This window comes from Mesorhizobium waitakense (assembly GCF_056431085.1).
Window position 1 is genome coordinate 69,156 of sequence record NZ_JBWKME010000157.1, and the last position, 21,332, is coordinate 90,487.

The following is a 21,332-nucleotide window of genomic DNA, read 5'->3' on the forward strand; positions in this document are numbered from 1 at the left end:
AACTGAATGCGGTCGCGGGGCGTGACTGCGTGTGCATTTCCAAAGGCTATCAATCCCGATCAGCCCTCACCCGGAGGAAGAACACATGCGCTTGCCGTCATTCAGGACCATCGCCCTTTCCGCACTCGTCGCCGGCGCGACCATCGTCGCCCCAGCCTATGCCAAGAACCCCAATGTTGGTGGCGCGCCCATGTACACCACCAAGACCATCGTCGAGAACGCCGTCAACTCGAAGGACCACACGACGCTGGTCGCAGCCGTCAAGGCCGCCGGCCTGGTCGACACGCTGCAGGGCACCGGTCCATTCACCGTCTTTGCGCCGACCAACGAAGCGTTTGCCGCGCTGCCGAAAGGCACCGTCGACACGCTGCTCAAGCCCGAGAACAAGGACCAGCTCACCAAGGTGCTGACCGCGCATGTCGTGGCCGGCAAGATCTCCGGCAAGGACATGATGGCCAAGGCCAAGGCAATGGGCGGCAAGTATGAGATGAAGACCGTCTCAGGCGATACGCTGACCGCCGAGGTCAAGAAGGGCAAGCTCTACATCATGGATGAGTCCGGCGGCGAGGCCAAGGTGACGATCGCCGACGTCAACCAGTCGAACGGCGTCATCCATGTCGTCAACAAGGTGCTGCTGCCGAAGTAACGGCTTCCGGCGCAAGGGATCAAGGCAGGTCCGTTGGGCTTTCTCGGACCTGCCATCCCTACCTCATGACGAGGTGCCATGTTTCTTGGGAAGCCGTATCGGCATCGGCCGGGGTCCTGTAGTCCCTCACAGGACCCCGGTTTTTTGCGTCGGCATATCGCGGACGGTGGCCTCTCGAGCGCCATCACTCCATGACGGCGCTTTGGTCGACCTTGGCCGGCGTCGCCGGCTTGCGCAGCAAAAGAACCAGGGGGATCGCGGCAAGCGACAGGATCATCATCAGCTTGAAATCGTTCATGTAGCTGATGATCGTCGCCTGCAGCGTCACCACGCCGTCGAGCGCGGCACGACCGGCGGCGCTGTAAGGGTTCATCGCCTGGAAGATCGCCGGATTGCCGAAGGCCTGGTTGTAGGGCGTCACATAGGTGGCGATGTTGGCGTGGTTGATCTGCACATTTTGCGTCAAAAGCGCGGTGACCACCGATATGCCGACGCTGGAGCCGATGTTTCGCGACAGATTGTACAGTCCGGTGCCTTCCGCGCGCCGCTCCGGCGCCAGCGTGGCGAAGGTGATGGTGGTCAGCGGAACGAACAGGAAGCCGAGCCCCGCATCCTGGATGAAGCCGGTGCTGATGATCGTCCATTGCGAGACATCAGGGGTCCAGCCGGTCATGTCATACATCGCCCAGGCGGTGATCAGCAGACCGGTCAGCAGAAGCCAGCGCGTATCAACCTTTCCAACCAGCCTGCCGACCAGGAACATGCAAGCCATGGTGCCAAGGCCGCGCGGCCCCATGACGATGCCGGCCGTCACCACCGGATAGCCCATCAGCGTCTGTAGATAGGGCGTCATCAGGGCCAGCGAGGCGAGATAGGTGATGCCGATGATGAAGATGAACACCATGCCGACGGCGAAATTCCGGTCGAGGAAGAGCCGTGGGTTCACGAACGAGTTGCGGGCAGTGAAGGTGTGGACGAGGAAGATGTAGAAGGCCGACGCGCAGATCAGCGCTTCGACGATGATCTCGGATGACGAGAACCAGTTGAGCTGCTCGCCGCGATCGAGGAACATCTGCAGCGAAGCGATCGTGAGGCTGAGCATGCCGAATCCCAGCCAGTCCAGCCTTGCCTTAAGGTCCGTTTTCGTCTCCTGGACGAACATCGACACGCCGGCGAAAGCCAGCGCGCCGATCGGCACGTTGATGTAGAACACCCAGCGCCAGCTGATATTTTCGGTCAACCATCCACCGATGACCGGCCCGAGCACCGGTCCGACCATGACGGAAATGCCGAACAGCGCCATCGCCGAGCCGCGCTCTTCGACGCTGTAGATGTCGAGCAGGATGCTCTGCGACAGCGGCACCAGGGCCGCGCCGAACAGGCCCTGCAGCAGGCGGAAGCCGACGATCTGCGGCAGCGACTGCGCGAAGCCGCAAAGCACCGAAGCAACGACGAAGCCGGTGATGGAGGTCAAAAGGATGCGCTTGCGGCCGAAGCGATTGGCGAGGTAGCCCGAGGGCGGCGTCATGACGGCCGCGGCGACGATGTAGGACGTCAGCACCCAGTTGATCTGGTCGGCGCTCGCCGAAACGCTGCCCTGGATGTAGGGAAGCGCCACGTTGGCGATGGTCGTGTCCAGCGCCTGCATGATCACCGCCAGGATCACGCACGCGGTGATGGCGCCGCGATTGGCGACCACCGATGTGCCCCCTGTCGCGGACGCGCTGGTCATGACTTCTGTTCGAACCGGTTGATGAGATCCGTGACAAAGTCCGGCAGGCCGCGCGCATGGCCGGTATCGATGCCGACGACGGCGCTCATCCCGCCGCGCAGCGGCGGTTTGCCCTGGAGATCGTCAATCGTCACGCGCATCGGGATGCGCTGCACGACCTTGACCCAGTTGCCGGTGGTGTTCTGCGCCGGAAGCAGCGAGAAGCTCGATGACGAGGCGGGGCTGATGGAGGCGACCGTGCCGTGCCAGACACTGCCCGGATAGCTGTCGACGCTGATCGTCGCAGTCTGCCCTGGCCGCACATAGGTCAGTTCGGTTTCCTTCGGCTCCGCCGCGATCCACAGATCCGTCGCCGAAACCAGGCTGAACGCCGGTTGCGACGCCGGCAGGTACTTGCCGACCTGGAGCGCGTCCACATTGGTGACGATGCCGTCGAACGGCGCCTTGACGATCGCATCGCCGAGGTTGCGCTGGGCGTCGTCCACCGCCGACTGGGCCTGCAGGTAGAAGGGGTTCTTCTCGACCGGCTGGCTGGCGTCGCCACCCAGCTGGGCAAGCATCGCCTGTGCCTGCGCCTTAGCGACGGACACTTTCTGGCGAGCGGCATCGAGGTCGTGCTGGGCGCTGTCGAAAGTGGCCTTCGAAGAGGTAGACGTCTTGAGAAGATCCTGCTGACGCTTGAAAGCGGCCTCATAATAGGGAATGTCGGCCTGCGCCTGCTCGATCTGCGCCAGCGATTGCTGGTAACTTGCCTGCAAGGTCAGCACCTGATTACGCACCGTCCCGAGCTGGGCCTGGGCCGCGGCAAGAGCGGTTTCGAAGGAGGCCGGCCTCAGGCGGAAAAGCACGTCGCCCTTCTTCACCGCCTCGTTCTCGTGCACGTCGATCTCGGAGACGGTGCCGGAGACGTCGGTGGAAACGCCGAGCGACTGCGCCTGGATGTAGGCATTGTCTGATGTCATGACCTGGCCACCGACAACGTAGTAATAGCCGCCGACAGCCAGCGCGACCGGAAGCAGGGCGAAAAGGATCGGCCGTGTCAGGCTGCGCGTGGGCTTGACCGGCGCCGCAGGCGCAACCGCCGCCACGGCTTGCAGCTGCCGCTCTTTGGCGGGGGCTTCAAGTGCCACCGGCTCCAGCGCAACCGGCGCTTCCAGCTCGCCATCGGCGGTGACGGCGCTGGCACGTCTCTGCTCGCGTTCGCCATCCAGTCGGATGATCTGGTCGCTCTTGCGATCAGATGGTTCGTCCTTGCCGGGCTTTTTGGATGAGGTCGATTCAGTCATGGTCGTTCTCCCGGTCGACGGCTGGCTGAGCGCAAGCCTCGAGCAGATTGGATTTGATCAGGCATAGGGTTTGCAGCAGATGCGAAAGGCCGACGAAGGCCTCGTCGCGCGTTTTCTGACCGTTGCTACGCATGATTTCGAGCAGCGGATGGGCTTGCGGTCTGAGGTAAAGCAGCCATGCCCGGCGATCGGCGGGATTGGGCCGGCGCTCGATGAATCCGCGCGCCTCCATCTTGTCGAGCAGCCGGGCGAGCGTGATCGGCATGATCTCGATCAGGTCGGCCAGTTTGTTCTGGCGGATGCCTTCATGCCGGGAAAGATAGGCCAGCACCTGCCACTGGGCGCGGGTCAGCCCCGACGCCCGCGACCGCTGTTCGAACCGCTTTCGAAGCAGACGCGCGACATCGTGCAGCACGAAGCTGATGTTGGGTGACGATGGCATGGGAGGGGCTGGTTTTCTGAATGCGACTTTTAGTGAGCATGCTTATTATCATCATGCACATAATCCTGCTGGACGCGGCACACAAGACGCACTAAGTCCGGAAAAATGTCGCACGCGCTTGCGGCGCCCCACAAGGGTCGAGCAACAGGCCGTTGCCGGACGAGGATTTGATGATGAATTGGCTCAAGATCGCGACCGTGGCGGCTCTCGTGGGATGGCCCGGCATTGCACTCGCAAGGGAGGCGGTAAGCTGCGGCGGCGCCGCCATGCTGGGTGGGGCGCAATTGAACTGCAGCCACGTCGAACCCCAGGCGCCGCCTCAGTTTTGCACGTTTAGCTGGGCTCTGCACACGTCGGCCGGCGATCAGAAAATCGTCGAAGGCACCTTCATGTTGCCGTCCGGAGCTTCGAACGTCACCGTCTACCAGGGCAGCGGTTTCGACAGTGCGCTGTCCGATCCGATCGTGATCTGCCGCGGCAACAAATGAGCAACGCCACCACGCAAGACTCGCTCGCCGGCCGATTGGTGCTATAGGGCGGATCACGCTATTTTGAACCGGCGCATGCAAACTTCGCCTGTGCCTGATGGCCAATCACCCGACGGACATCGACATGGACGGACCCAACCCTGACATCAAGCACCCGATCCCGATGCACACCCGCGTCGGCTTCCTCAAGGGATTGGTGAGCGCGCCGAACATCGAGATCGGCGATTACACCTATTACGACGATCCGGACGGGCCGGACAAATTCGCCGAGAAATGCGTGCTGCATTATTATCCGTTCATTGGCGACAAGCTCATCATCGGCAGGTTCTGCGCCATCGCCGAGGGCGCGCGCTTCATCATGAACGGCGCCAATCACGCCATGTCAGGCTTTTCCACCTATCCGTTCAATATTTTCGGCCATGGCTGGGAAAAGGGTTTTGACCCGGCGACATGGTCGAAGGAAGTGCGCGGCGACACCGTGCTCGGCAACGATGTCTGGATCGGCATGGAGGCGGTGATCCTGCCCGGCGTGACGATCGGCCATGGCGCCATCATTGCCGCGAAATCGGTGGTGACGCATGACGTGCCGCCCTATGCGATTGTCGCCGGCAACCCGGCCAAAATGGTGAACACGCGTTTCGACGACAGGACGATCAGGCGGCTGCTGGCGGTGGCGTGGTGGGACTGGCCGGTGGACAAGATCAGCCGCAACCTCGATGCTATCCGGGGTGCCGATATTTCTCTTCTGGAGGCAGCAGCTTGAACGCTCCGAACAACACAGTGATCGGCACCGAACTGTTTACGCGTGGGTGGATATTCATCCGCGGCGTGCCGGCGATGAAGTTCCTGCCGCCGGAAGGGCCGCCGGAAATCGCCTTTGCCGGCCGCTCGAATGTTGGCAAGTCGTCGCTGATCAATGCGCTGGTCAACCAGAAGGGGCTGGCGCGCACCTCCAACACGCCGGGGCGCACGCAGGAGCTCAACTATTTCGTGCCGGATGGATTTTCGGGCGAGGGTGCCGACCTGCCGCCCCTGGCGCTGGTCGACATGCCGGGCTACGGCTACGCCACCGCGCCGAAGGAGAAGGTCGACGAGTGGACCAAGCTGGTCTTCGACTATCTCAAGGGCCGCGTCACGCTGAAGCGGGTCTATGTCCTGATCGACGCCCGCCACGGCATCAAGGCCAAGGACGACGAAGTGCTGTCGCTGCTCGACAAGGCGGCGGTGTCCTACCAGATCGTGCTGACCAAGACCGACAAGATCAAGGCTGCCGGCGTGCCGCGGCTGATCGAAGAGACGTTGGCAAAGATCAAGAAACGGCCGGCGGCGTTTCCGTTCGTCCTGGCGACGTCTTCGGAAAAGGCCGAGGGCCTTTTGGAATTGCAGGCCGCGATCGTGCTCGCCGCGAATGGCGGCTAATGCATATCGCTCTACGGCTTTGCTTCGATTGCAATCATCTGGTGGCTTTCCTCCTCGAAGAGCCTTTCGGTGCCGTAAGTCTTGAGGAACATGCCGACGCCTGACCTGACGATATGGTCGATTTCATCCTGGCTCGGGGCTTTGGTGCGGTAGGCGAAGATGCACTGGCGGAAGAGGCCAGCCAGGCACAGGTCGGTGAACTGATAGGCGGCAAGATCGACATCGTCGATCCGCAGCAGGCCGCGCTCAATGGCGGCATTGAAAAAGACCATCATCTTGTCGTGGCCGCGTTTCGGCCCGCGTTCGTAAAAACGCGCGCCAAGTTCGGGAATCCGGTCGGACGCGCCGATCACCGTGCGCTGCGCCTGGATGACCCTGGCCGACGTGATCTTGAGGGACAGCACCTTGCCGAACTTGACTAGCGTCTCTCGCAGGTCGTCGGCGTTATCAAGCACATCGTACATATTCTTGAAGATCGTGCCGCGCTCTTCCTCGATCAGCGCCTCGAACAGCTCTTCCTTGTTGGCGAAGTAGACATAGATCGTGCCCTTGGAGACACCGGCTTCGCGCGTGATGTCGTTCATGGAGGCGGCTTCGAAGCCCTTGTCGATGAAGACACGACGCGCGCCCTCGATGATCTGGCCGCGCTTGACCGGATCCTGCCCCGCTGCCGGTCGGCCGCGGCGCAGATTGTCCAGCAGGTCGCCGCACTGGTCGGTTTCGACGTTGGACGGAGTCTCGGCCATAAAAGTCACACCTCGAAAATAATTCGAACCAGTCGGTTCGATTGCCCTTGATATGGTCCTCTTTACGCGCTATGTCAACGGCCGGATCGAACCGAACGGTTCAGTATTATAATATTACAATCTTAGAGAGATGTCATGTCCTCGAACGCGTCGACCACCGCCGAAGTCCGCCCTTTCCCCAATGCCAAGGTCGCCCCGGCGACGGAAGCACCGGAAGTGCCCATCCAGCCTGCCGTCGGCACGCCGGTGGAAGCACCCGCCAAGAAGAAGCGCTCGGTGCGCTCCTTGCTGTTGCCGATCATCGGCGTTGCCTTGCTGAGCGCCGGCGCCTGGTACGGCTACAATTACTGGACCACGGGCCGCTTCATGATCTCGACGGACGACGCCTATGTCCAGGCCGACATGGCGTTCATCTCGCCCAAGATTTCAGGCTATGTCGATCAGGTCAAGGTGAGCGAGAATCAGTCGGTCAAGGCTGGCGACCCGTTGCTCGTCGTCGATGACGGCGACTACAGAATAGCCGTTGCCCAGGCCGAGGCGCAGATCGCCACCTTGAGCAAGACGCTCGACCGTATCGACGCCCAGACGCAAGCGGCGCGCGCCGCGCTGCAGCAGGCGCAGGCACAGAAGGTCGCTGACCAGGCCGCCGCCGACAATGCGGCGAAGGTGGCGGCACGCGCCACGCAACTGCTCAAGACGCATGTCGGCACGCAGGCACAGCTGGACGATGCCCAGACGGCGGTCCAGCAGGCCAATGCCGCCCTTGTCGGCGCCGACGCGCAGATCGCCGCGGCACAGGCCAATATCGGTGTGTTGCAGGCGCAGCGCGCCGAATCGGCAAGCACGCTGGCTTCCTTGCAACTCAGCCGGGACAAGGCCGCGCGCGATCTTTCCTTCACCGTGCTCAAGGCGCCTTATGACGGCGTCGTCGGCAACCGCTCGGTGGAGCAGGGCGATCTCGTCAGCCCCGGCCAGAAGCTCGCCGTCATCGTGCCGATGGACAAGCTCTACATCGTCGCCAACTTCAAGGAGACGCAGCTTGCCCGGCTGGTTCCCGGCGAGAAGGTCAAGATCTCGGTCGATGCGACCGACGGCCAGGATTTCGAGGGAACCGTCTCGTCGCTGGCACCGGCTTCGGGTGCGGTGTTCTCGCTGCTGCCGCCCGAAAACGCCACCGGCAATTTCACCAAGGTCGTGCAGCGCGTTCCGGTCCGCATCGATGTGCCGGCCGACGTGCTGAAGAGCGGCAGGCTGCGCGCCGGCTTGAGTGTCGTCGTCGCCGTCGACAGCCGTACCGCGCCTACGGCCTCGAACTGAGCGGCCGCCGGGGAGCAATGCCATGGCCACCGCAACCCTGACAGCAGGAGCGCCGCCGGCGAGGCCGGCCGTGCCTGACACCATCTCGACGCGGCGCGTCATCGCCTTCCTGGCGATGGTGTTCGGCATGTTCATGGCCATCCTGGACATCCAGATCGTCTCGGCCTCGCTGGCCGAGATTCAGGCTGGCCTGAGCGCCAGTTCCGATGAGATCCCGTGGGTGCAGACCGCCTATTTGATCGCCGAGGTGGTGATGATCCCGTTGTCGGGATTCCTCAGCCGGATGCTGTCGACACGCGTGCTGTTCACGATCTCGGCGGCCGGCTTCACCGCGGCCAGCGCGCTGGCCGCGACCGCCACCAACATCGACCAGATGATCGTCTACCGTGCCGTCCAGGGCTTCATCGGCGGTGGCATGATCCCGAGCGTCTTTGCGGCTGCCTTCACCATCTTCCCGCCGTCGCGTCGCGCCGTGGTCTCGCCGATGATCGGCCTTGTGGCGACGCTGGCGCCGACCATCGGCCCGACCGTTGGCGGCTATATCAGCCATGCCATGTCCTGGCATTGGCTGTTCCTCATCAATGTCGTGCCCGGCATCCTGGTGACGACGGCGGCCTGGACGCTGATCGACTTCGACAAGCCCAATCTCAAGCTGTTCAGCAAGTTCGACTGGTGGGGCCTCGCTGGCATGGCCGCCTTCCTGGGCTGCATGGAGTATGTGCTCGAGGAAGGCCCGAACAACGACTGGCTGCAGGACCAGGGCGTATTCATCTGCGCCATCGTCATGACCGTGGGCGCCGTGCTCTTCTTCTGGCGTGTGTTCACCGCCGAGGAGCCGATCGTCGACCTGAAGGCATTCACCAACGTCAACTTTGCCTTCGGCTCACTGTTCTCATTCGTCATCGGCATCGGCCTCTATGGCCTGACCTATCTTTATCCGGTGTTCCTCGGGCGCATCCGCGGCTACGATTCGATGATGATCGGCGAGGCGCTGTTCGTCAGCGGGCTGGCGATGTTCGTCACCGCGCCGGTCTCGGGCATCCTGTCGAGCAAGATGGACCCGCGCCTGATGATGATGGTCGGCTTCTTCGGCTTCGCCACCGGAACCTGGTGGATGACGCATCTGACCGCCGACTGGGATTTTTATGAGCTGCTCATTCCACAGATCCTGCGCGGCTGTTCGATGATGCTGTGCATGGTGCCGATCAACAACCTGGCACTCGGCACCTTGCCGCCAGACCGCTTGAAGAATGCGTCCGGCCTGTTCAATCTCACCCGCAACCTCGGCGGCGCCATCGGCCTAGCCGTCATCAACACCGTGCTGATCGACCGCAACGCGTTCCACTACGCCAGGCTCTCCGAGCACGTGCAGTGGGGCAGTGCCGCCGCGCAGCAAAAGCTGCAGAACATGACGCTCAATTTCGAGCAGACCGCCGGCCTCGATGCGACCAGCGCGGCGATCTCCAAGCTGTCGGGCATGGTGCAACAACAGGCCGCGCTGCTGTCCTTCATGGACGTGTTCTTCCTGCTGACGGTGCTGTTTGCGACGCTCGGGCTGTTCACCATGCTGATCCGCAAGCCGGCCGCGGCCGTCGGCGGCGGCGGCGGCGGCCACTGATACCAAACGTGGACAGCAGTTTCGGGAAGCTCCTCCAGTCCACGCCCGAAAAGCTCTGACCGCGCAAAAAAACTCCGGGCCGCAAGCCCGGAGTTTTTTCGTATTCGGATTGGAGCACCGGAATTGCGTCAAAAAGAGATATGTCAGGCCGTGGCGGGCTTGAAGGTCAGCGCCACGCCGTTGATGCAGTGCCGCAGGCCGGTCGGCGCCGGGCCGTCATCGAAGACGTGGCCGAGATGGCCGCCGCAACGGCGGCAATGTGCCTCGGTGCGGGTCATGCCGAGCGACCTGTCCACGGTCGTGCCGATGGCCTTGGGAATCTCCTGCCAGAAGCTTGGCCAGCCGGTGCCGGAATCGAATTTCGTCTTGGACGGATAGACCGGCAGGTCGCAGCCGGCACAGGCAAAGATGCCCTTGCGGTGTTCGTTGAGCAGCGGGCTGGTGCCGGGATATTCCGTGCCTTCCTTGCGCAGCACGTCGAAGGCGGCCGGCGACAGGATGGCTTTCCACTCGGCATCGGTCTTGGTGACCTCGAAGGTTTCGGCAGCCTGTGCGGGCTGTGGTTTGCCCATGCGCAGCATCGTTGCGGCAGCCCCGGCGACGCCGATGGCGGCGGCACCGCTCAAAAGAAAGTCGCGACGGTTCATGACCAGTTCCTCCTGTCGTCTCTTTTGCCAAACTATACCGCCATGCGGAAATCAAAAGCCGGTGACGGTGGCCCTCGAACGAACACTCCGCGCCGTTCCACATCTGAACGTGGGCGGCGCGGAGTGCGCGGGCCGGTTGCTGGTCACGGGAGCGAGACCATGCAATCGACGGAGAGCCCTTGCTGCAATTTCGTCGGCAGCAGGCCCCTTGTTACATCTTCGGCAAAAGAACCTTGTCGATGACGTGGATGACGCCATTGGACTGTTCGACATCGGCGATCGTCACATTGGCGACGTTGCCGTTTTCGTCGGTGACGGTGACCTTGCCGCCCTCGGCCTTGAGCGACAGTTCGCAGCCCCCAACCGTCTTGACCTTGTGGGTGCCGCCATCTGCCTTGGCCATCGAGGCGACGTCCGCCCCCATCGCCTTGGCGCCGATGACATGGCAGGTCAGGATCTTGGTGAGCTTGTCCTTGTTCTCGGGCTTGAGCAGCATTTCGACCGTGCCGGCCGGCAGCGCGGCAAAGGCCTCGTTGGTCGGCGCGAACACCGTGAACGGACCGGTGCCCTGCAGCGTGTCGACAAGGCCGGCCGCCTTGACGGCGGCGACCAGGGTCGTGTGGTCCTTCGAATTGACGGCGTTCTCGACGATGTTCTTGCTGGCAAACATGGCAGCGCCGCCAACCATCGGGTTTTCGGCATAGGCCGCAGTGGCAAGAGCCGAAACAGCGATCGCGCTGGCAAGCAAAAGGGTGGCGTATTTACGCATGATGTCAAACTCCTCGGGTTTTTCTCTTCCCATCCTTGGGGACGCGAGGAGATACGGGTTACAAATGCGGGAGTTTCAGAAACATCGGGATTTTTTAATTTTATTTGCACCGCAGGGTGATTTTCAAACAATACGTTTTGTCCACTCACCGACGCGGTTAGACATCATATGCGAAAAATACACTGAAAGTCTTCTATGTCAGCGATAAAGCCGGTCAGATGCTCTTCAGGTCGCCCGCCGCGACCACCGGTCCGGTCGGCTGGCCGGTCGGCGAACCGCCTGCCGGCTCGAGGCTGACGGCGAGCACCGCGCCCTGGGCGAGCTTCTGCTGGGCAGCCGGCGAGACGACAATATGCGCAGTCGCGCCGGCCGGGATGACGCCCATCGAGACCGGCGGGTTCTTGCCTTCGATCATCCACAGCTCGAAGTCCTTGCCGGCGGCGCGCTCGCCGGAGACATGCGACAGGCCGACCTCGTGGTGCGCGGCGTCATAGACGGCGAGATATTTGACATCGCTGCCATCGGCGGCCAGCGAGGCGACGAGGCGCGCCTGCGGCTGCTCGACCGGCGGGTTGAGGGTGGGCACGGCGATGTAGATCGCAAGCGCGGCGACCGCCGCAGCAGTGAGGCCGCGCCAGAAGGCCAGGCTGGACCACAGCCCGCCGCGCGATTCGGTGGGCGTGGTCACGGCCGCGGTGGACGTGAACAGGCGGCGATCGATCGCAGCCTTGACCGAAGCCGGCGGCTCGATTTCCGGGTAGGCGGCGGCCAGCGGCGAGAACGAGACCTCCCAGCTGTCGACAAGACGGGCGAACCCGGTCTCCGCATCGATGCGCCTGGACGCGATCTGCCGCTCCTCCGCCGGCAGCACGCCGAGAACGTATTCGGCGGCGAGCAGGTCGTCGCCTCCACGTTCCGGTCCGTTGTCTTCCGCCAGCGTCATCTTTCCAGACATTCTCTGAGTTTCAACAGGCTGCGGCGCAGCCAGGTACGCATCGTGTTCAACGGCACGCCATGGCGCTCCGCCAGTTCGGCGTAGCTCTCGCCCTTGAGATAGGCGCCCCGGACGGCCGCCGCCCGGTCCTTTTCCAGCTCGTCGAGACAATGGTGGATGCGTTCGGTTTCACCGCCCGCCACCACCATCGCTTCGGGCCCTGGCGCCGGATCTGCCACATCGAGCGCGGCATCGATATCGACGGCGGGCCTGCGTCGCGCCCTGATGCGATCGATCGCGTGGTTGCGCGCGATCGCCACCAGCCAGGAGATCGGGCTCAGATCGGAGACGGCAAAGCGGTCCGCCTTTGTCCAGATCTTGACGAAGACTTCCTGCAGGGCTTCTTCCGCATCTCCCCGATCGTTCAATACACGAAGGCAGACGCCAAAAAGTTTCGCGCTGGTCTGCCGGTAGAGCAGATCGAATGCGGCCCGATCCTTCATCGAAGTCCGGACGATCAGCTTGGTGATGTCCTGCGGCGTCATGCAGGCAAATTGGGCGATTGCAATGTATTTGCAACGGCGGAAATTGTCTTGTGTGCACGCCAAACCTTGCCGCATTGCCAACTCCCGATCCGCACCTCGATTGCCAATGAAACCGCCACTGGCTAGCTTGCCTTCCCATGGTTGGGGGAACGCGCATGTCGGTTGAACACACACTGTGGGCGCAGGACGCGACCGCCCTTGCCGATCTGGTCCGCAAGGGTGAGGTTTCGCCGGTCGAACTGACCGAAGCGGCGATCGCCCGCGCCGAGGCCACCCGTCCCGATATCAACGCCACGGCCGAGCCGCTCTATGAGGCCGCACGGGCGAGGGCGAAGACTGTCGACCGTTCGCTGCCGCTGGCCGGCGTTCCCTTCGCCATCAAGGACCTCGGCATCGCCATCAAGGGCGTGCCGACGCATGGCGGCAGCCGCATTCCGGCGTGGGTGGCCGATGTCAATTCCGTGCTGACCGAGCGCTATCTCGCCGCCGGGCTCATTCCGATCGTCACGTCGACGTCGCCGGAACACGGGCTGCGGCTGATGACCGAATCCAAGGCCTTCGGTATCACCCGCAATCCCTGGAACACCGGCCATACCAGCGGCGGCTCTTCCGGTGGCGCGGCAGCGCTGGTCGCTGCCGGCGTGGTGCCGGTGGCGCATGCCTCGGATGGCGGCGGCTCGATCAGGGTGCCTGCCGCCTGCACCGGGCTTGTCGGCCTGAAGACGTCGCGCGGCCGCATACCGCTCACGCCACTGGTGAGCGAGGGCTGGTACGGCATGGTGGTCGATCATGCGCTCACTCGTTCGGTGCGCGATTGCGCACTCCTGCTCGACCTCACCCACGGCCCCGACCTTTTGTCGCCCTATGCCGCGCCGCCACCGAAAAGCAGCTTCGCTGCTGCCGCCGCGCGCGATCCCGGCAAGCTCAGGCTGGCCGTATACCGCAGATCGCCGCTTGGCCTGCCGGTCTCGGCCGAGACGCTTGCCGCGCTCGACACGGCGGTGGCGATCGCCCGCGAGGGCGGCCACACGGTCGAGGACATCGACCTGCCCTTTATCGGGCGCGATTTCTTCGCCGACTTTGCCAGCAGCGTCGCCTCGGCTGTCGCCGGCACGATGCGGGCCGAGGCGCTGCGTGTCGGCCGCTCCGTGCTGGGCGACATCGAGCGCGCGACGCGCGTGCTTGCCCGCTTCGGCGAAGTGGTGTCGGCGGGCGAGACCTATGCCGGCCTGCAGCGGCTGCATGCCACCTCGAGACAGCTGGTCCAGGAGACCGCGCAATATGATGCCGTGCTGATGCCGATCATTGCCCATCCGCCGCTCGCCTGCGGCGCCATGGATCCGAAAGGCGCCGACGAACTCATCGAAAACCTGCTCGACAAGCTTCACCTCACCGCCTTGCTGAAGCTGAAATCATTGTTCGGCCAGCTGATGGACAAAAGCCTCTGTTTCACCCATTGGCCGGCGATCCAGAATGTCAGCGGCCAGCCATCGATCGCGCTACCCGTCCATGTTACCGATGCCGGCCTGCCGCTCGGCATCCAGGCCGCCGGCCGTCCGGGCGACGAGGAGTCTCTGTTGTCCCTGGCCGCGCAGATGGAGAAAATCTCGGGCTGGCTCAACCGCAGGGCGCCGCTCAAGGTGCCGTCGCGATGACGACGTCGTGAGCCCGGCGAATATGACAGCAAAGACATTTGCGGGCAGCGCCAATTCCCGCTAAGACGCCGCGTCCTTTCCTGATGCATGTCGCCCAAAAGTGCCCAGCGGTTTTGGGATCACGACATGCATAAAACCAAAGCCAGGGAACCAAGCCGATGACGGAAATCACCGCCACCGCCGAAATGCAGGCCGCCCTGCTTTCGCGGGCGCTGCCCTACATGCAGCGCTACGAGAACAAGACCGTCGTGGTGAAGTATGGCGGCCACGCCATGGGCGATATCGAGCTCGGCAAGGCCTTCGCCCGCGACATCGCGCTCTTGAAGCAATCCGGCGTCAACCCGATCGTCGTCCATGGCGGCGGCCCGCAGATCGGCGCCATGCTGGCCAAGATGGGCATCGAATCCAAGTTCGAGGGCGGCCTGCGCGTCACCGACCAGAAGACGGTCGAGATCGTCGAGATGGTGCTGGCCGGCTCGATCAACAAGGAGATCGTGGCGCTGATCAACGCCGAGGGCGAATGGGCGATCGGCCTGTGCGGCAAGGACGGCAACATGGTCTTCGCCGAAAAGGCGCGCAAGACGATGATCGATCCGGACTCCAACATCGAACGCGTGCTCGATCTGGGCTTCGTCGGCGAGCCAGTCGAGGTCGACCGTACCTTGCTCGACCTTCTGGCGCGCTCCGAAATGATCCCGGTGCTGGCGCCGGTGGCACCCGGCCGCGATGGCCACACCTACAACATCAACGCCGACACTTTCGCTGGCGCCATTGCCGGCGCCTGCCAGGCAACGCGCCTGCTGTTCCTCACCGACGTGCCCGGCGTGCTCGACAAGAACAAGAAGCTGATCGACGAACTGACCGTGGCCGAGGCCAAGGCGCTGATCAAGGACGGCACTGTCTCGGGCGGCATGATCCCCAAGGTCGAGACCTGCATCGAGGCGATCGAGCGCGGCGTCGAAGGCGTCGTCATCCTCAACGGCAAGACGCCGCATTCGGTGCTGCTCGAACTGTTCACCGAACACGGCGCCGGCACGCTGATCGTGCCCTGAGCGGCAAACGGGGGCGAACTGCAGCGCTGGGCTTAAGCCGCCATCGCCTGCGGCAGGTCGCGCATGCGGGTGAACTGAGCAGGAATAGTGGGACCTAGCCCCGTTTCCACCATCGTATACCCTGAATCCATTTGTAGGTTCAGCTTGGCCTTGACCGGCAAGATCCATTCGAACGGTCGCGCGACCCCGCCAACTACGCTCCGGACGTTTGGCGGCATGCGCACCTTGACGTCCACAATGGCGAGGCCGTTACCTTCCGGCGCAGTCGTAACCGTTCCGTCATAAAGCGCGCCGGCTTCATCAAAGCCAAATGCAATGCCATCGACCAGGGTCAAAGTGGCATGGCCCTGACCAGCGGAGCCGGTGAAGTGAATAAGATACATTCCATTTCTCATTGCAGGTTTTCCTTTTTTCAGTTGCAGGAGTTCAGCTTCTCGAGCCGCGGGAGGAAGTCTCATGAAGAGTCCGACGAACGCGTCGACTGGACCGGGAATACTCCGCGTTTCCGACAGCCACTGTGAAACAGCACCTACGGAAACGCCTACCAACTGAGCGAACTCGCCTTGGCTAAGGCGAAGTTCGTTGATGACATTTTTCAGCTCCGACCCATTCATTGAAATCTCCTTGATGCTCAACGATGAGTAGTATATTATACTCAATGTAAAGAATCAAGGCTTCAAACCTCTCAATCGCCATTCCAGTTTAATCCCCGCTTGTCCGGCTGATCGGGTCGCACCGGGTGTTTGTGTTGATCGACCCTGAATGCGATCGAAGCCAATGTTTTGAACTGTTCACCGAACACGGTGCCGGCATGCTGATCGTGCCCTGAGCAATGTTGGCTGAAACGCGTTTAGGCGCTTCGCGAAAGCCTGACGGCTGACTCGGCTAGCTTGCGCACCGGGCGTTGAAACACCATCGATTCCTCCTCGGCGTCTTGCGGCTCGCCCCAGAATTCGGCAAGCGTCGGCCCGTCCTTCACCCGGCCGTCGCGGGCCAGAAAACCCCAGACTTCGCGGAACCAGACGCGGCGGCCCATCTGCGTGTACCAGCGCATCGAGTGCCGCTGCTCGGGATCCTTGTGGAACAGGATGCGGGCCAGCGCCTTCGGCCGCGATTGCACCGCCAGTTCGATCAGCTTGACGCTGAAGAACAGCATCCACGGCTTCAGCCGCGTCATCTCAAGCACCTGGTGCTTGTAGTCCCACAGGCGTGCGTCCTTTTGGATCACCTTGCGGTCCCGCGCGATCCTGAAGAACGGCGTCCAGCGATGCGGCGTCACATAGAGCGCCTGGATCTGGTCCGGATCGTAGGTGACGAGCTGGCGGAAGCCGCGCCACAGATCGCGAAACCCTTCATCCTCGAAGCCGGCCACCCAGGTCGCCATCGACAGGATGCCATGGACGCGCAGCAGCCTTATCGCCTCGCGGTCGGATGAGGTGCTGCCGCCCTTGCGGATCAATTGAAGCGTCTGCTCGTCGGTGTTTTCCATGCCGAGCAGCCAGCGGATGACGCCAGCCTTGCGGTAGAGGTGCAGGATGTCGGCATCGCGCACGATGTCGTCGGCGCGGGTCGAGCCGACGATCAGCACCGGCACGTTCTGCGCAATCATGGCGTCGAGAAAGGCGCGCCAGGCCTTCTTCGAAACCGTCGGGTTCTCGTCGGCAAGGTTGATCAGCTCGACGCCGTGTTGGCGATGCAGCCAGGCGATCTCCCGGGCGAATTTCACCGGATCGCGATGCCGCCAGCGGGTCCAGAAGCCGCGCTGGCCGCAATAGTTGCACAGATGCGGGCAGCCGCGCGAAAACTGCATCACCACGGCACGCTTGCCGCCCCAATAGCTGTATTGGCCATGGTCGATCAACTCCCAGCCGACGCGGTAGGCGTCGAGATCGGCGATGGTCATCGCCGGCTGCGTGGCGAAGGGGCGGCGCAGGTCGTCGCGAAAGGCGATGCCGGCCACGCTCGCCGGCGGCTGGTGCATTTCCAGTGCCTCGACCAGGGCGACGACGGTCGCCTCACCCTCGCCGCATACGATGAAGTCGAAGACATCGGTTGCGGCCAGGATGTCGCGCCAGTGATAGGTCGGAAAGACGCCGCCATAGATGATGATGGTCGCCGGCTCGCGCTGCTTGATCATGCGCGCGATCAGCAGGGCGGTCGGGTGCGCCGAGGTCGAGCCGGAATGGCCGATCAGGACGAAATCGGGTTGATCGTCGAGCACGTCGCGCACCACCCTGTCGAGCGGCATCGGCCCAAACTCGGCGTCGACGAGCCGCACCGCATGGCCTGCATCGAGCAAGGGGCCGCCCAGCGCCAGCAGGCCAAGCGGCGGCAGATGGTCGTCCGGCACGCGGCTGCCGATGGCCGTGTGCGGCGGATTGATCAGGACGATTTTCATGGCGGACCCCTTGGCAGTTGGTCCGCGCATGCTGGCCGGCGATATCGACGCCCGCTTGGCCCGTTTCAGCAGTTTGCGTGCAGCTTTCCCGCAGGAATGCCGAAGGGAGACGAAGTCACCGCCTGAGATGCCCAAGCGGCACGTGGCCGGGTCCCTTGATATTCTGCAGCACCAGCTGGGTGTGGACGTCGCGCACGCCGTCGAGCCGCATCAGCCGGTGCATGACGAAAGCATTGAGCTCGTCGACCGACGGCACCATGACATGCAGCAGGAAATCGTGGTCGCCGGTCATCGTCCAGCATGACGATACCTCGTCCATGCGCTGCACGGCGGCGATGAAGCTTTCGGGCGAGCCGTCGCTGTGGCTGACAAGGCGCACCTGGATGAACACCTCGACCATCAGGCCGACCGCGCGGCGGCTGATCACCGCGGCAAAACCCTTGATGATACCGGCCTCCTGTAGCGCCTCGAAACGTCGGGCGCATGGGGTCGTCGACAGCCCGATCTCTTGCGCCAGCTCGGACACCGGCTTGCGCCCGTCGCCCTGCAAGACCTCGAGCATCTTGATCTCGAACTCATCGAATTGAGGCATTTTCACTCCATGAAAGCGTTTCTGGAGTGAATGTTATCCCGATTATCGCGCTCGAGCCATCATCAAAACCGATTTGCCTCGGCAGATCCGGTTATCCTTTCGGCACGTCCGCCATTCATGACTTGCAGGGAGAAGAACCATGACGACGATGAGCGTTGCCGAATATGCCCGCGACTGCGCGGCGCAAGGGTTGCGTGGTGACTATTCGGTTTGCCGTGCCGATTTCACCGTAGCGCAGGGTTACGATTACAGCACCGAGGAGCAGGCGGTGTGGCGCACGCTGTGCGACCGCCAGACCAAGCTGACGCGCAAACTCGCCCACCACTCCTATCTCGAGGGCGTCGAGAAGCTCGGCCTGCTCGACCGCATCCCCGATTTCGAGGACGTCAGCACCAAGCTGCGCAAGCTGACCGGCTGGGAGATCGTCGCCGTGCCGGGTCTCATTCCCGCCGCACCTTTCTTCGACCATCTCGCCAACCGCCGCTTCCCGGTCACCAACTGGCTGCGGACCAGGCAGGAGCTCGACTACATCGTCGAGCCGGACATGTTCCATGATTTCTTCGGCCACGTACCAGTGCTGTCGCAGCCGGTGTTTGCCGACTTCATGCAGATGTATGGCCGCAAGGCCGGCGACATCATTGCGCTGGGCGGCGACGAGATGATCACCCGGCTCTACTGGTACACGGCCGAATATGGCCTGATGCAGGAGAACGGCCAGCAGCTGAAGGCCTTTGGCGCCGGCCTGATGTCGTCGTTTACCGAGTTGCAGTTCGCCGTCGACGGCAAGGGCGCCCACCACGTGCGGTTCGATCTCGAAACGGTAATGCGCACCGGCTACGAGATCGACAAATTCCAGCGCGCCTATTTCGTGCTGCCGTCGTTCGACGCCTTGCGCGATGCCTTCCAGACCGCCGATTTCGAGGCGATCGTCGCGCGCCACAAGGGCCAGCCGGCGCTCGACCCGGCGACGGTCTAAACAATTCCGGGAGAATTGTTTCGGCCGGGAACGACTTGCATGAAACACAAAGCGCGTCGCATGAATCCGTGTTGACGCGACGCGCTTTGGACGCTTTGATCCCGCTGGGCTATTGCATGGCGGCTGGGTTCATCCACAGGAACTCCCAGACGTTGCCGTCGGGGTCCTCGATGTGGCGGTTGAACATGAAGCCGAGGTCCTGCGCAGGGTTGGGATCTGCGCGGCCGCCTGCCGCCACGCCCTTCTCGATTGTCGCATTGACCTCGTCCTTGCTGCCTGCGGTGAGTGCGATCAGCATCTGGCTGTCACGCCTGGCGTCCCCGATCTGACGCGTTGTGAACTGGCCATAGTGCTCGTGCGTCAGCAGCATCACCCCAATCGAGTCGCAGAACATGATCGAACTGGCCTGGTCGTTCGAGAACTGCGGATTTAGTGTGCCGCCGATCGCGAGATAAAACTTGGTCGCTGCCTGCAGATCGCGCACCGGCAGATTTATGAAGATCATCTTGGTCATCGGTTTAAGCCTTGCCTTCGTTGACAGGTACTAGTCAGTCCAGTACCGTTTGCATCACTATCATGAGGGAACGGTACCGTCTAGTACTGGTCAGGAGGTCGCCATGAAAATCGACGGTGAGACGAGATCGGCACGCAAGGATCGTGAAATCATCCAGGCGGCCACGGCGGCGTTCATCGGCAAGGGTTATGACGGGACCAGCATGGAGGAAATCGCCACCAGGGCGGGGGCCTCCAAGCAGACCGTCTACAAGCATTTCACCGACAAGGAGACGCTGTTCGGCGAAGTCGTTCTTGCAACCGCTACCCAGGCTAACGATGTCATCGAGTCCGTGACGACGTTGCTTTCCGAGGCGAAATTCATGGAAGGTGGCCTGCAGCAGCTCGCTCGGTGTTTGATAACGACGCTCATGGATGAAGAGTTGTTGAAGCTGCGGCGCTTGATCATCGCCAATGCGGATCGAATGCCGCAGCTTGGCCGCAGTTGGTACGAAAAGGGCTTCGAGCGCATGCTTGGCTCAATGGCTTCCTGCTTTCAAAAGCTCACCAGTCGAGGGCTGATACAAACCAGTGACCCCTATCTGGCAGCCAGCCACTTCTTTGGGATGCTTCTTTGGATCCCCATGAATGAAGCCATGTTCACGGGAAGCAACCGGCGCTCCAAGGCCGAACTGGAACGGCACGCGGATGCCTCAGTGGGGGCGTTTCTTGTCGCCTATGGGGTCCAGCCGAAATAGTCCCGTTGCCTGCCGACATTCGCAGTAACGCCGCCAACACATCGCACCCCTATCGCCCAGGGTTGTCCGACCCCTCGGCCTTCAGCCGCGCCAGTTGGGCACGCTGCAGGTCGAGTGCGGCGTTGACGAAGCGCGAAATGGTCGCTAGCTCAGCGTCGCTGAAGGTGGCGATCACCTTCTCGCCCTCCTTGGCGATGGCGCCGTAGTAGCGCGCCGACAGGTCCCGCGTGGCCTCGGTCGCCTCTATCACCACCTTGCGCCTGTCCTCGAGACTGCGGGTGCGTGTCAGCAGGCCGCGCGCTTCCAGCCGGTCGATCAGCGCTGTGACAGCGGCCGGCGTCAGCCCGGTTGCGGTGGCGATCGCGCCGGCCGATTGCGGGCCGCCATGGAGCAGCCCGATGCAATGCCGTTCCGCCATGTTGAGCCCCAGCCTCAGCCCCACCGCCTCATCATAGGCCTGCGTCGCGTCCTGCCATTGCATGATGGCAAGGCCGATCGCCGTCGTCATTTCGACCCAATTCCCACTTGACGAATTTATTTCGATCATCTAACTATCAATATGCCTAACATTTAGACCATCTCAACAATATGCGGTTGCAGCGCCCACAAGGCAAGAGCCAACCGCCATCATGGAGTGAAAAAATGAGCTTGATTCAACAGCGTACGCCCCTCTCGCATGAGGAAGAGTTCAAATATGCCAAGCTCGCCATGGAATGGTACGGATGGGGGTCCCCCATCGGCCTGGGCATTTTGCTCGTGGCGCTGGCCGCTGCCGCGGTTCTGGTGCGCATCGCCGTCTACGGCTTCTGAGATATGCCGA

At 62.6% G+C, this 21,332-nt stretch carries 24 protein-coding genes; 11 read left to right on the forward strand and 13 right to left on the reverse strand.

The annotated features are described in order from the left end of the window. Positions 1–85 precede the first annotated feature (85 nt). Positions 86–646 carry a fasciclin domain-containing protein gene (locus tag AC07FD_RS29850; protein ID WP_478352762.1) on the forward strand — a complete coding sequence of 187 codons (561 nt, stop codon included), beginning with the start codon at positions 86–88 and terminating at the stop codon, positions 644–646. A 184-nt stretch (positions 647–830) separates the two neighbouring features. Here AC07FD_RS29850 and AC07FD_RS29855 read toward each other — a convergent pair whose 3' ends face one another. The 3 genes from AC07FD_RS29855 to AC07FD_RS29865 are packed head-to-tail and all read right to left on the reverse strand — an operon-like array spanning position 831 to position 4,106. Next, positions 831–2,378: a DHA2 family efflux MFS transporter permease subunit gene (locus AC07FD_RS29855; RefSeq protein ID WP_478352763.1), complete on the reverse strand. Its 1,548-nt coding sequence runs from the start codon at positions 2,376–2,378 to the stop codon at positions 831–833. After that, positions 2,375–3,664: an HlyD family secretion protein gene (locus AC07FD_RS29860; RefSeq protein WP_478352764.1), complete on the reverse strand. Its 1,290-nt coding sequence runs from the start codon at positions 3,662–3,664 to the stop codon at positions 2,375–2,377. Before AC07FD_RS29860 ends, AC07FD_RS29855 begins: the two co-directional genes overlap by 4 nt. Beyond that, entirely contained in the window at positions 3,657–4,106 is a 450-nt protein-coding gene (locus AC07FD_RS29865) for a MarR family winged helix-turn-helix transcriptional regulator (protein ID WP_478352765.1), read from the reverse strand. Before AC07FD_RS29865 ends, AC07FD_RS29860 begins: the two co-directional genes overlap by 8 nt. A 173-nt stretch (positions 4,107–4,279) precedes the next feature. Here AC07FD_RS29865 and AC07FD_RS29870 point away from each other — a divergent pair, with 173 nt between their 5' ends. From AC07FD_RS29870 to yihA, 3 genes are all read left to right on the forward strand, one after another. Then, positions 4,280–4,594 carry a hypothetical protein gene (locus AC07FD_RS29870; RefSeq protein ID WP_478352766.1) on the forward strand — a complete coding sequence of 105 codons (315 nt, stop codon included), beginning with the start codon at positions 4,280–4,282 and terminating at the stop codon, positions 4,592–4,594. A gap of 124 nt (positions 4,595–4,718) precedes the next feature. After that, complete coding sequence (locus AC07FD_RS29875) at positions 4,719–5,357, forward strand: CatB-related O-acetyltransferase (protein WP_478352767.1); 639 nt, start codon at positions 4,719–4,721, stop codon at positions 5,355–5,357. Beyond that, positions 5,354–6,013: a ribosome biogenesis GTP-binding protein YihA/YsxC gene (gene yihA, locus AC07FD_RS29880; RefSeq protein WP_478352768.1), complete on the forward strand. Its 660-nt coding sequence runs from the start codon at positions 5,354–5,356 to the stop codon at positions 6,011–6,013. Before AC07FD_RS29875 ends, yihA begins: the two co-directional genes overlap by 4 nt. A gap of 11 nt (positions 6,014–6,024) precedes the next feature. On the opposite strand, the gene AC07FD_RS29885 is transcribed toward yihA, so the two are convergent. After that, positions 6,025–6,759, reverse strand: coding sequence for a TetR/AcrR family transcriptional regulator (locus tag AC07FD_RS29885; RefSeq protein WP_478352769.1), 735 nt, complete (start codon positions 6,757–6,759; stop codon positions 6,025–6,027). Between the two features lie 135 nt (positions 6,760–6,894). Between AC07FD_RS29885 and AC07FD_RS29890 the strand changes: the two genes are divergently transcribed. Both AC07FD_RS29890 and AC07FD_RS29895 read left to right on the forward strand, forming a co-directional pair. Then, positions 6,895–8,076: an HlyD family secretion protein gene (locus AC07FD_RS29890; RefSeq protein WP_478352770.1), complete on the forward strand. Its 1,182-nt coding sequence runs from the start codon at positions 6,895–6,897 to the stop codon at positions 8,074–8,076. A 22-nt stretch (positions 8,077–8,098) separates the two neighbouring features. Further along, complete coding sequence (locus AC07FD_RS29895; RefSeq protein WP_478352771.1) at positions 8,099–9,694, forward strand: DHA2 family efflux MFS transporter permease subunit; 1,596 nt, start codon at positions 8,099–8,101, stop codon at positions 9,692–9,694. 143 nt (positions 9,695–9,837) lie between these two features. On the opposite strand, the gene msrB is transcribed toward AC07FD_RS29895, so the two are convergent. The 4 genes from msrB to AC07FD_RS29915 all read right to left on the reverse strand — a co-directional run bounded on the left by msrB (position 9,838) and on the right by AC07FD_RS29915 (position 12,589). Then, on the reverse strand, positions 9,838–10,341 hold the full coding sequence (gene msrB, locus AC07FD_RS29900; RefSeq protein WP_478352772.1) for a peptide-methionine (R)-S-oxide reductase MsrB: 504 nt from the start codon (positions 10,339–10,341) through the stop codon (positions 9,838–9,840). A 211-nt stretch (positions 10,342–10,552) separates the two neighbouring features. After that, positions 10,553–11,110: a fasciclin domain-containing protein gene (locus AC07FD_RS29905; protein WP_478352773.1), complete on the reverse strand. Its 558-nt coding sequence runs from the start codon at positions 11,108–11,110 to the stop codon at positions 10,553–10,555. Positions 11,111–11,324: 214 nt separating this feature from the next. Next, the gene (locus tag AC07FD_RS29910; RefSeq protein WP_478352855.1) at positions 11,325–12,053 is read right to left on the reverse strand and encodes an anti-sigma factor; all 729 of its coding nucleotides are present in this window, start codon (positions 12,051–12,053) and stop codon (positions 11,325–11,327) included. Next, positions 12,050–12,589 (reverse strand): sigma-70 family RNA polymerase sigma factor, encoded by a 540-nt coding sequence (locus AC07FD_RS29915; protein WP_478352856.1) that lies wholly within the window; start codon positions 12,587–12,589, stop codon positions 12,050–12,052. Before AC07FD_RS29915 ends, AC07FD_RS29910 begins: the two co-directional genes overlap by 4 nt. A 155-nt stretch (positions 12,590–12,744) precedes the next feature. On the opposite strand from AC07FD_RS29915, the gene AC07FD_RS29920 reads away from it, so the two are divergent. Together AC07FD_RS29920 and argB are read left to right on the forward strand one after the other, a co-directional pair. Beyond that, positions 12,745–14,244, forward strand: coding sequence for an amidase (locus AC07FD_RS29920; protein WP_478352774.1), 1,500 nt, complete (start codon positions 12,745–12,747; stop codon positions 14,242–14,244). A gap of 158 nt (positions 14,245–14,402) precedes the next feature. Beyond that, a complete protein-coding gene (gene argB / locus AC07FD_RS29925) occupies positions 14,403–15,296 on the forward strand; it encodes an acetylglutamate kinase (RefSeq protein ID WP_478352775.1) in 894 nt (297 codons plus the stop codon). 32 nt (positions 15,297–15,328) lie between these two features. Here argB and AC07FD_RS29930 read toward each other — a convergent pair whose 3' ends face one another. The 3 genes from AC07FD_RS29930 to AC07FD_RS29940 all read right to left on the reverse strand — a co-directional run bounded on the left by AC07FD_RS29930 (position 15,329) and on the right by AC07FD_RS29940 (position 18,286). Next, a complete protein-coding gene (locus tag AC07FD_RS29930; protein ID WP_478352776.1) occupies positions 15,329–15,910 on the reverse strand; it encodes a helix-turn-helix domain-containing protein in 582 nt (193 codons plus the stop codon). A 236-nt stretch (positions 15,911–16,146) separates the two neighbouring features. After that, positions 16,147–17,694 carry a magnesium-protoporphyrin IX monomethyl ester anaerobic oxidative cyclase gene (gene bchE / locus AC07FD_RS29935; protein ID WP_478352777.1) on the reverse strand — a complete coding sequence of 516 codons (1,548 nt, stop codon included), beginning with the start codon at positions 17,692–17,694 and terminating at the stop codon, positions 16,147–16,149. A gap of 115 nt (positions 17,695–17,809) precedes the next feature. Next, positions 17,810–18,286 carry an Lrp/AsnC family transcriptional regulator gene (locus AC07FD_RS29940; protein WP_478352778.1) on the reverse strand — a complete coding sequence of 159 codons (477 nt, stop codon included), beginning with the start codon at positions 18,284–18,286 and terminating at the stop codon, positions 17,810–17,812. A gap of 139 nt (positions 18,287–18,425) precedes the next feature. Between AC07FD_RS29940 and phhA the strand changes: the two genes are divergently transcribed. Beyond that, a complete protein-coding gene (gene phhA, locus AC07FD_RS29945) occupies positions 18,426–19,262 on the forward strand; it encodes a phenylalanine 4-monooxygenase (RefSeq protein WP_478352779.1) in 837 nt (278 codons plus the stop codon). 109 nt (positions 19,263–19,371) lie between these two features. On the opposite strand, the gene AC07FD_RS29950 is transcribed toward phhA, so the two are convergent. Beyond that, complete coding sequence (locus AC07FD_RS29950) at positions 19,372–19,776, reverse strand: VOC family protein (RefSeq protein WP_478352780.1); 405 nt, start codon at positions 19,774–19,776, stop codon at positions 19,372–19,374. Between the two features lie 103 nt (positions 19,777–19,879). On the opposite strand from AC07FD_RS29950, the gene AC07FD_RS29955 reads away from it, so the two are divergent. Then, on the forward strand, positions 19,880–20,512 hold the full coding sequence (locus AC07FD_RS29955) for a TetR/AcrR family transcriptional regulator (RefSeq protein ID WP_379105054.1): 633 nt from the start codon (positions 19,880–19,882) through the stop codon (positions 20,510–20,512). A gap of 49 nt (positions 20,513–20,561) precedes the next feature. Here AC07FD_RS29955 and AC07FD_RS29960 read toward each other — a convergent pair whose 3' ends face one another. After that, positions 20,562–21,059, reverse strand: coding sequence for a MarR family winged helix-turn-helix transcriptional regulator (locus AC07FD_RS29960; protein ID WP_478352781.1), 498 nt, complete (start codon positions 21,057–21,059; stop codon positions 20,562–20,564). Positions 21,060–21,154: 95 nt separating this feature from the next. Between AC07FD_RS29960 and AC07FD_RS29965 the strand changes: the two genes are divergently transcribed. Then, the gene (locus AC07FD_RS29965) at positions 21,155–21,322 is read left to right on the forward strand and encodes a hypothetical protein (protein WP_184872957.1); all 168 of its coding nucleotides are present in this window, start codon (positions 21,155–21,157) and stop codon (positions 21,320–21,322) included. Positions 21,323–21,332: the final 10 nt, after the last annotated feature.

What these genes read in the sequence shown, in the direction of transcription:
- AC07FD_RS29850 (WP_478352762.1), top strand. Translation starts at nt 86, where the DNA reads ATGCGCTTGCCGTCATTCAGGACCATCGCCCTTTCCGCACTCGTCGCC.
- AC07FD_RS29855 (WP_478352763.1), bottom strand. Translation starts at nt 2,378, where the DNA reads ATGACCAGCGCGTCCGCGACAGGGGGCACATCGGTGGTCGCCAATCGC.
- AC07FD_RS29860 (WP_478352764.1), bottom strand. Translation starts at nt 3,664, where the DNA reads ATGACTGAATCGACCTCATCCAAAAAGCCCGGCAAGGACGAACCATCT.
- AC07FD_RS29865 (WP_478352765.1), bottom strand. Translation starts at nt 4,106, where the DNA reads ATGCCATCGTCACCCAACATCAGCTTCGTGCTGCACGATGTCGCGCGT.
- AC07FD_RS29870 (WP_478352766.1), top strand. Translation starts at nt 4,280, where the DNA reads ATGAATTGGCTCAAGATCGCGACCGTGGCGGCTCTCGTGGGATGGCCC.
- AC07FD_RS29875 (WP_478352767.1), top strand. Translation starts at nt 4,719, where the DNA reads ATGGACGGACCCAACCCTGACATCAAGCACCCGATCCCGATGCACACC.
- AC07FD_RS29885 (WP_478352769.1), bottom strand. Translation starts at nt 6,759, where the DNA reads ATGGCCGAGACTCCGTCCAACGTCGAAACCGACCAGTGCGGCGACCTG.
- AC07FD_RS29890 (WP_478352770.1), top strand. Translation starts at nt 6,895, where the DNA reads ATGTCCTCGAACGCGTCGACCACCGCCGAAGTCCGCCCTTTCCCCAAT.
- AC07FD_RS29895 (WP_478352771.1), top strand. Translation starts at nt 8,099, where the DNA reads ATGGCCACCGCAACCCTGACAGCAGGAGCGCCGCCGGCGAGGCCGGCC.
- msrB (WP_478352772.1), bottom strand. Translation starts at nt 10,341, where the DNA reads ATGAACCGTCGCGACTTTCTTTTGAGCGGTGCCGCCGCCATCGGCGTC.
- AC07FD_RS29905 (WP_478352773.1), bottom strand. Translation starts at nt 11,110, where the DNA reads ATGCGTAAATACGCCACCCTTTTGCTTGCCAGCGCGATCGCTGTTTCG.
- AC07FD_RS29910 (WP_478352855.1), bottom strand. Translation starts at nt 12,053, where the DNA reads ATGACGCTGGCGGAAGACAACGGACCGGAACGTGGAGGCGACGACCTG.
- AC07FD_RS29915 (WP_478352856.1), bottom strand. Translation starts at nt 12,589, where the DNA reads ATGACGCCGCAGGACATCACCAAGCTGATCGTCCGGACTTCGATGAAG.
- AC07FD_RS29920 (WP_478352774.1), top strand. Translation starts at nt 12,745, where the DNA reads ATGTCGGTTGAACACACACTGTGGGCGCAGGACGCGACCGCCCTTGCC.
- argB (WP_478352775.1), top strand. Translation starts at nt 14,403, where the DNA reads ATGACGGAAATCACCGCCACCGCCGAAATGCAGGCCGCCCTGCTTTCG.
- AC07FD_RS29930 (WP_478352776.1), bottom strand. Translation starts at nt 15,910, where the DNA reads ATGAATGGGTCGGAGCTGAAAAATGTCATCAACGAACTTCGCCTTAGC.
- bchE (WP_478352777.1), bottom strand. Translation starts at nt 17,694, where the DNA reads ATGAAAATCGTCCTGATCAATCCGCCGCACACGGCCATCGGCAGCCGC.
- AC07FD_RS29940 (WP_478352778.1), bottom strand. Translation starts at nt 18,286, where the DNA reads ATGCCTCAATTCGATGAGTTCGAGATCAAGATGCTCGAGGTCTTGCAG.
- phhA (WP_478352779.1), top strand. Translation starts at nt 18,426, where the DNA reads ATGACGACGATGAGCGTTGCCGAATATGCCCGCGACTGCGCGGCGCAA.
- AC07FD_RS29950 (WP_478352780.1), bottom strand. Translation starts at nt 19,776, where the DNA reads ATGACCAAGATGATCTTCATAAATCTGCCGGTGCGCGATCTGCAGGCA.
- AC07FD_RS29955 (WP_379105054.1), top strand. Translation starts at nt 19,880, where the DNA reads ATGAAAATCGACGGTGAGACGAGATCGGCACGCAAGGATCGTGAAATC.
- AC07FD_RS29960 (WP_478352781.1), bottom strand. Translation starts at nt 21,059, where the DNA reads ATGATCGAAATAAATTCGTCAAGTGGGAATTGGGTCGAAATGACGACG.
- AC07FD_RS29965 (WP_184872957.1), top strand. Translation starts at nt 21,155, where the DNA reads ATGAGCTTGATTCAACAGCGTACGCCCCTCTCGCATGAGGAAGAGTTC.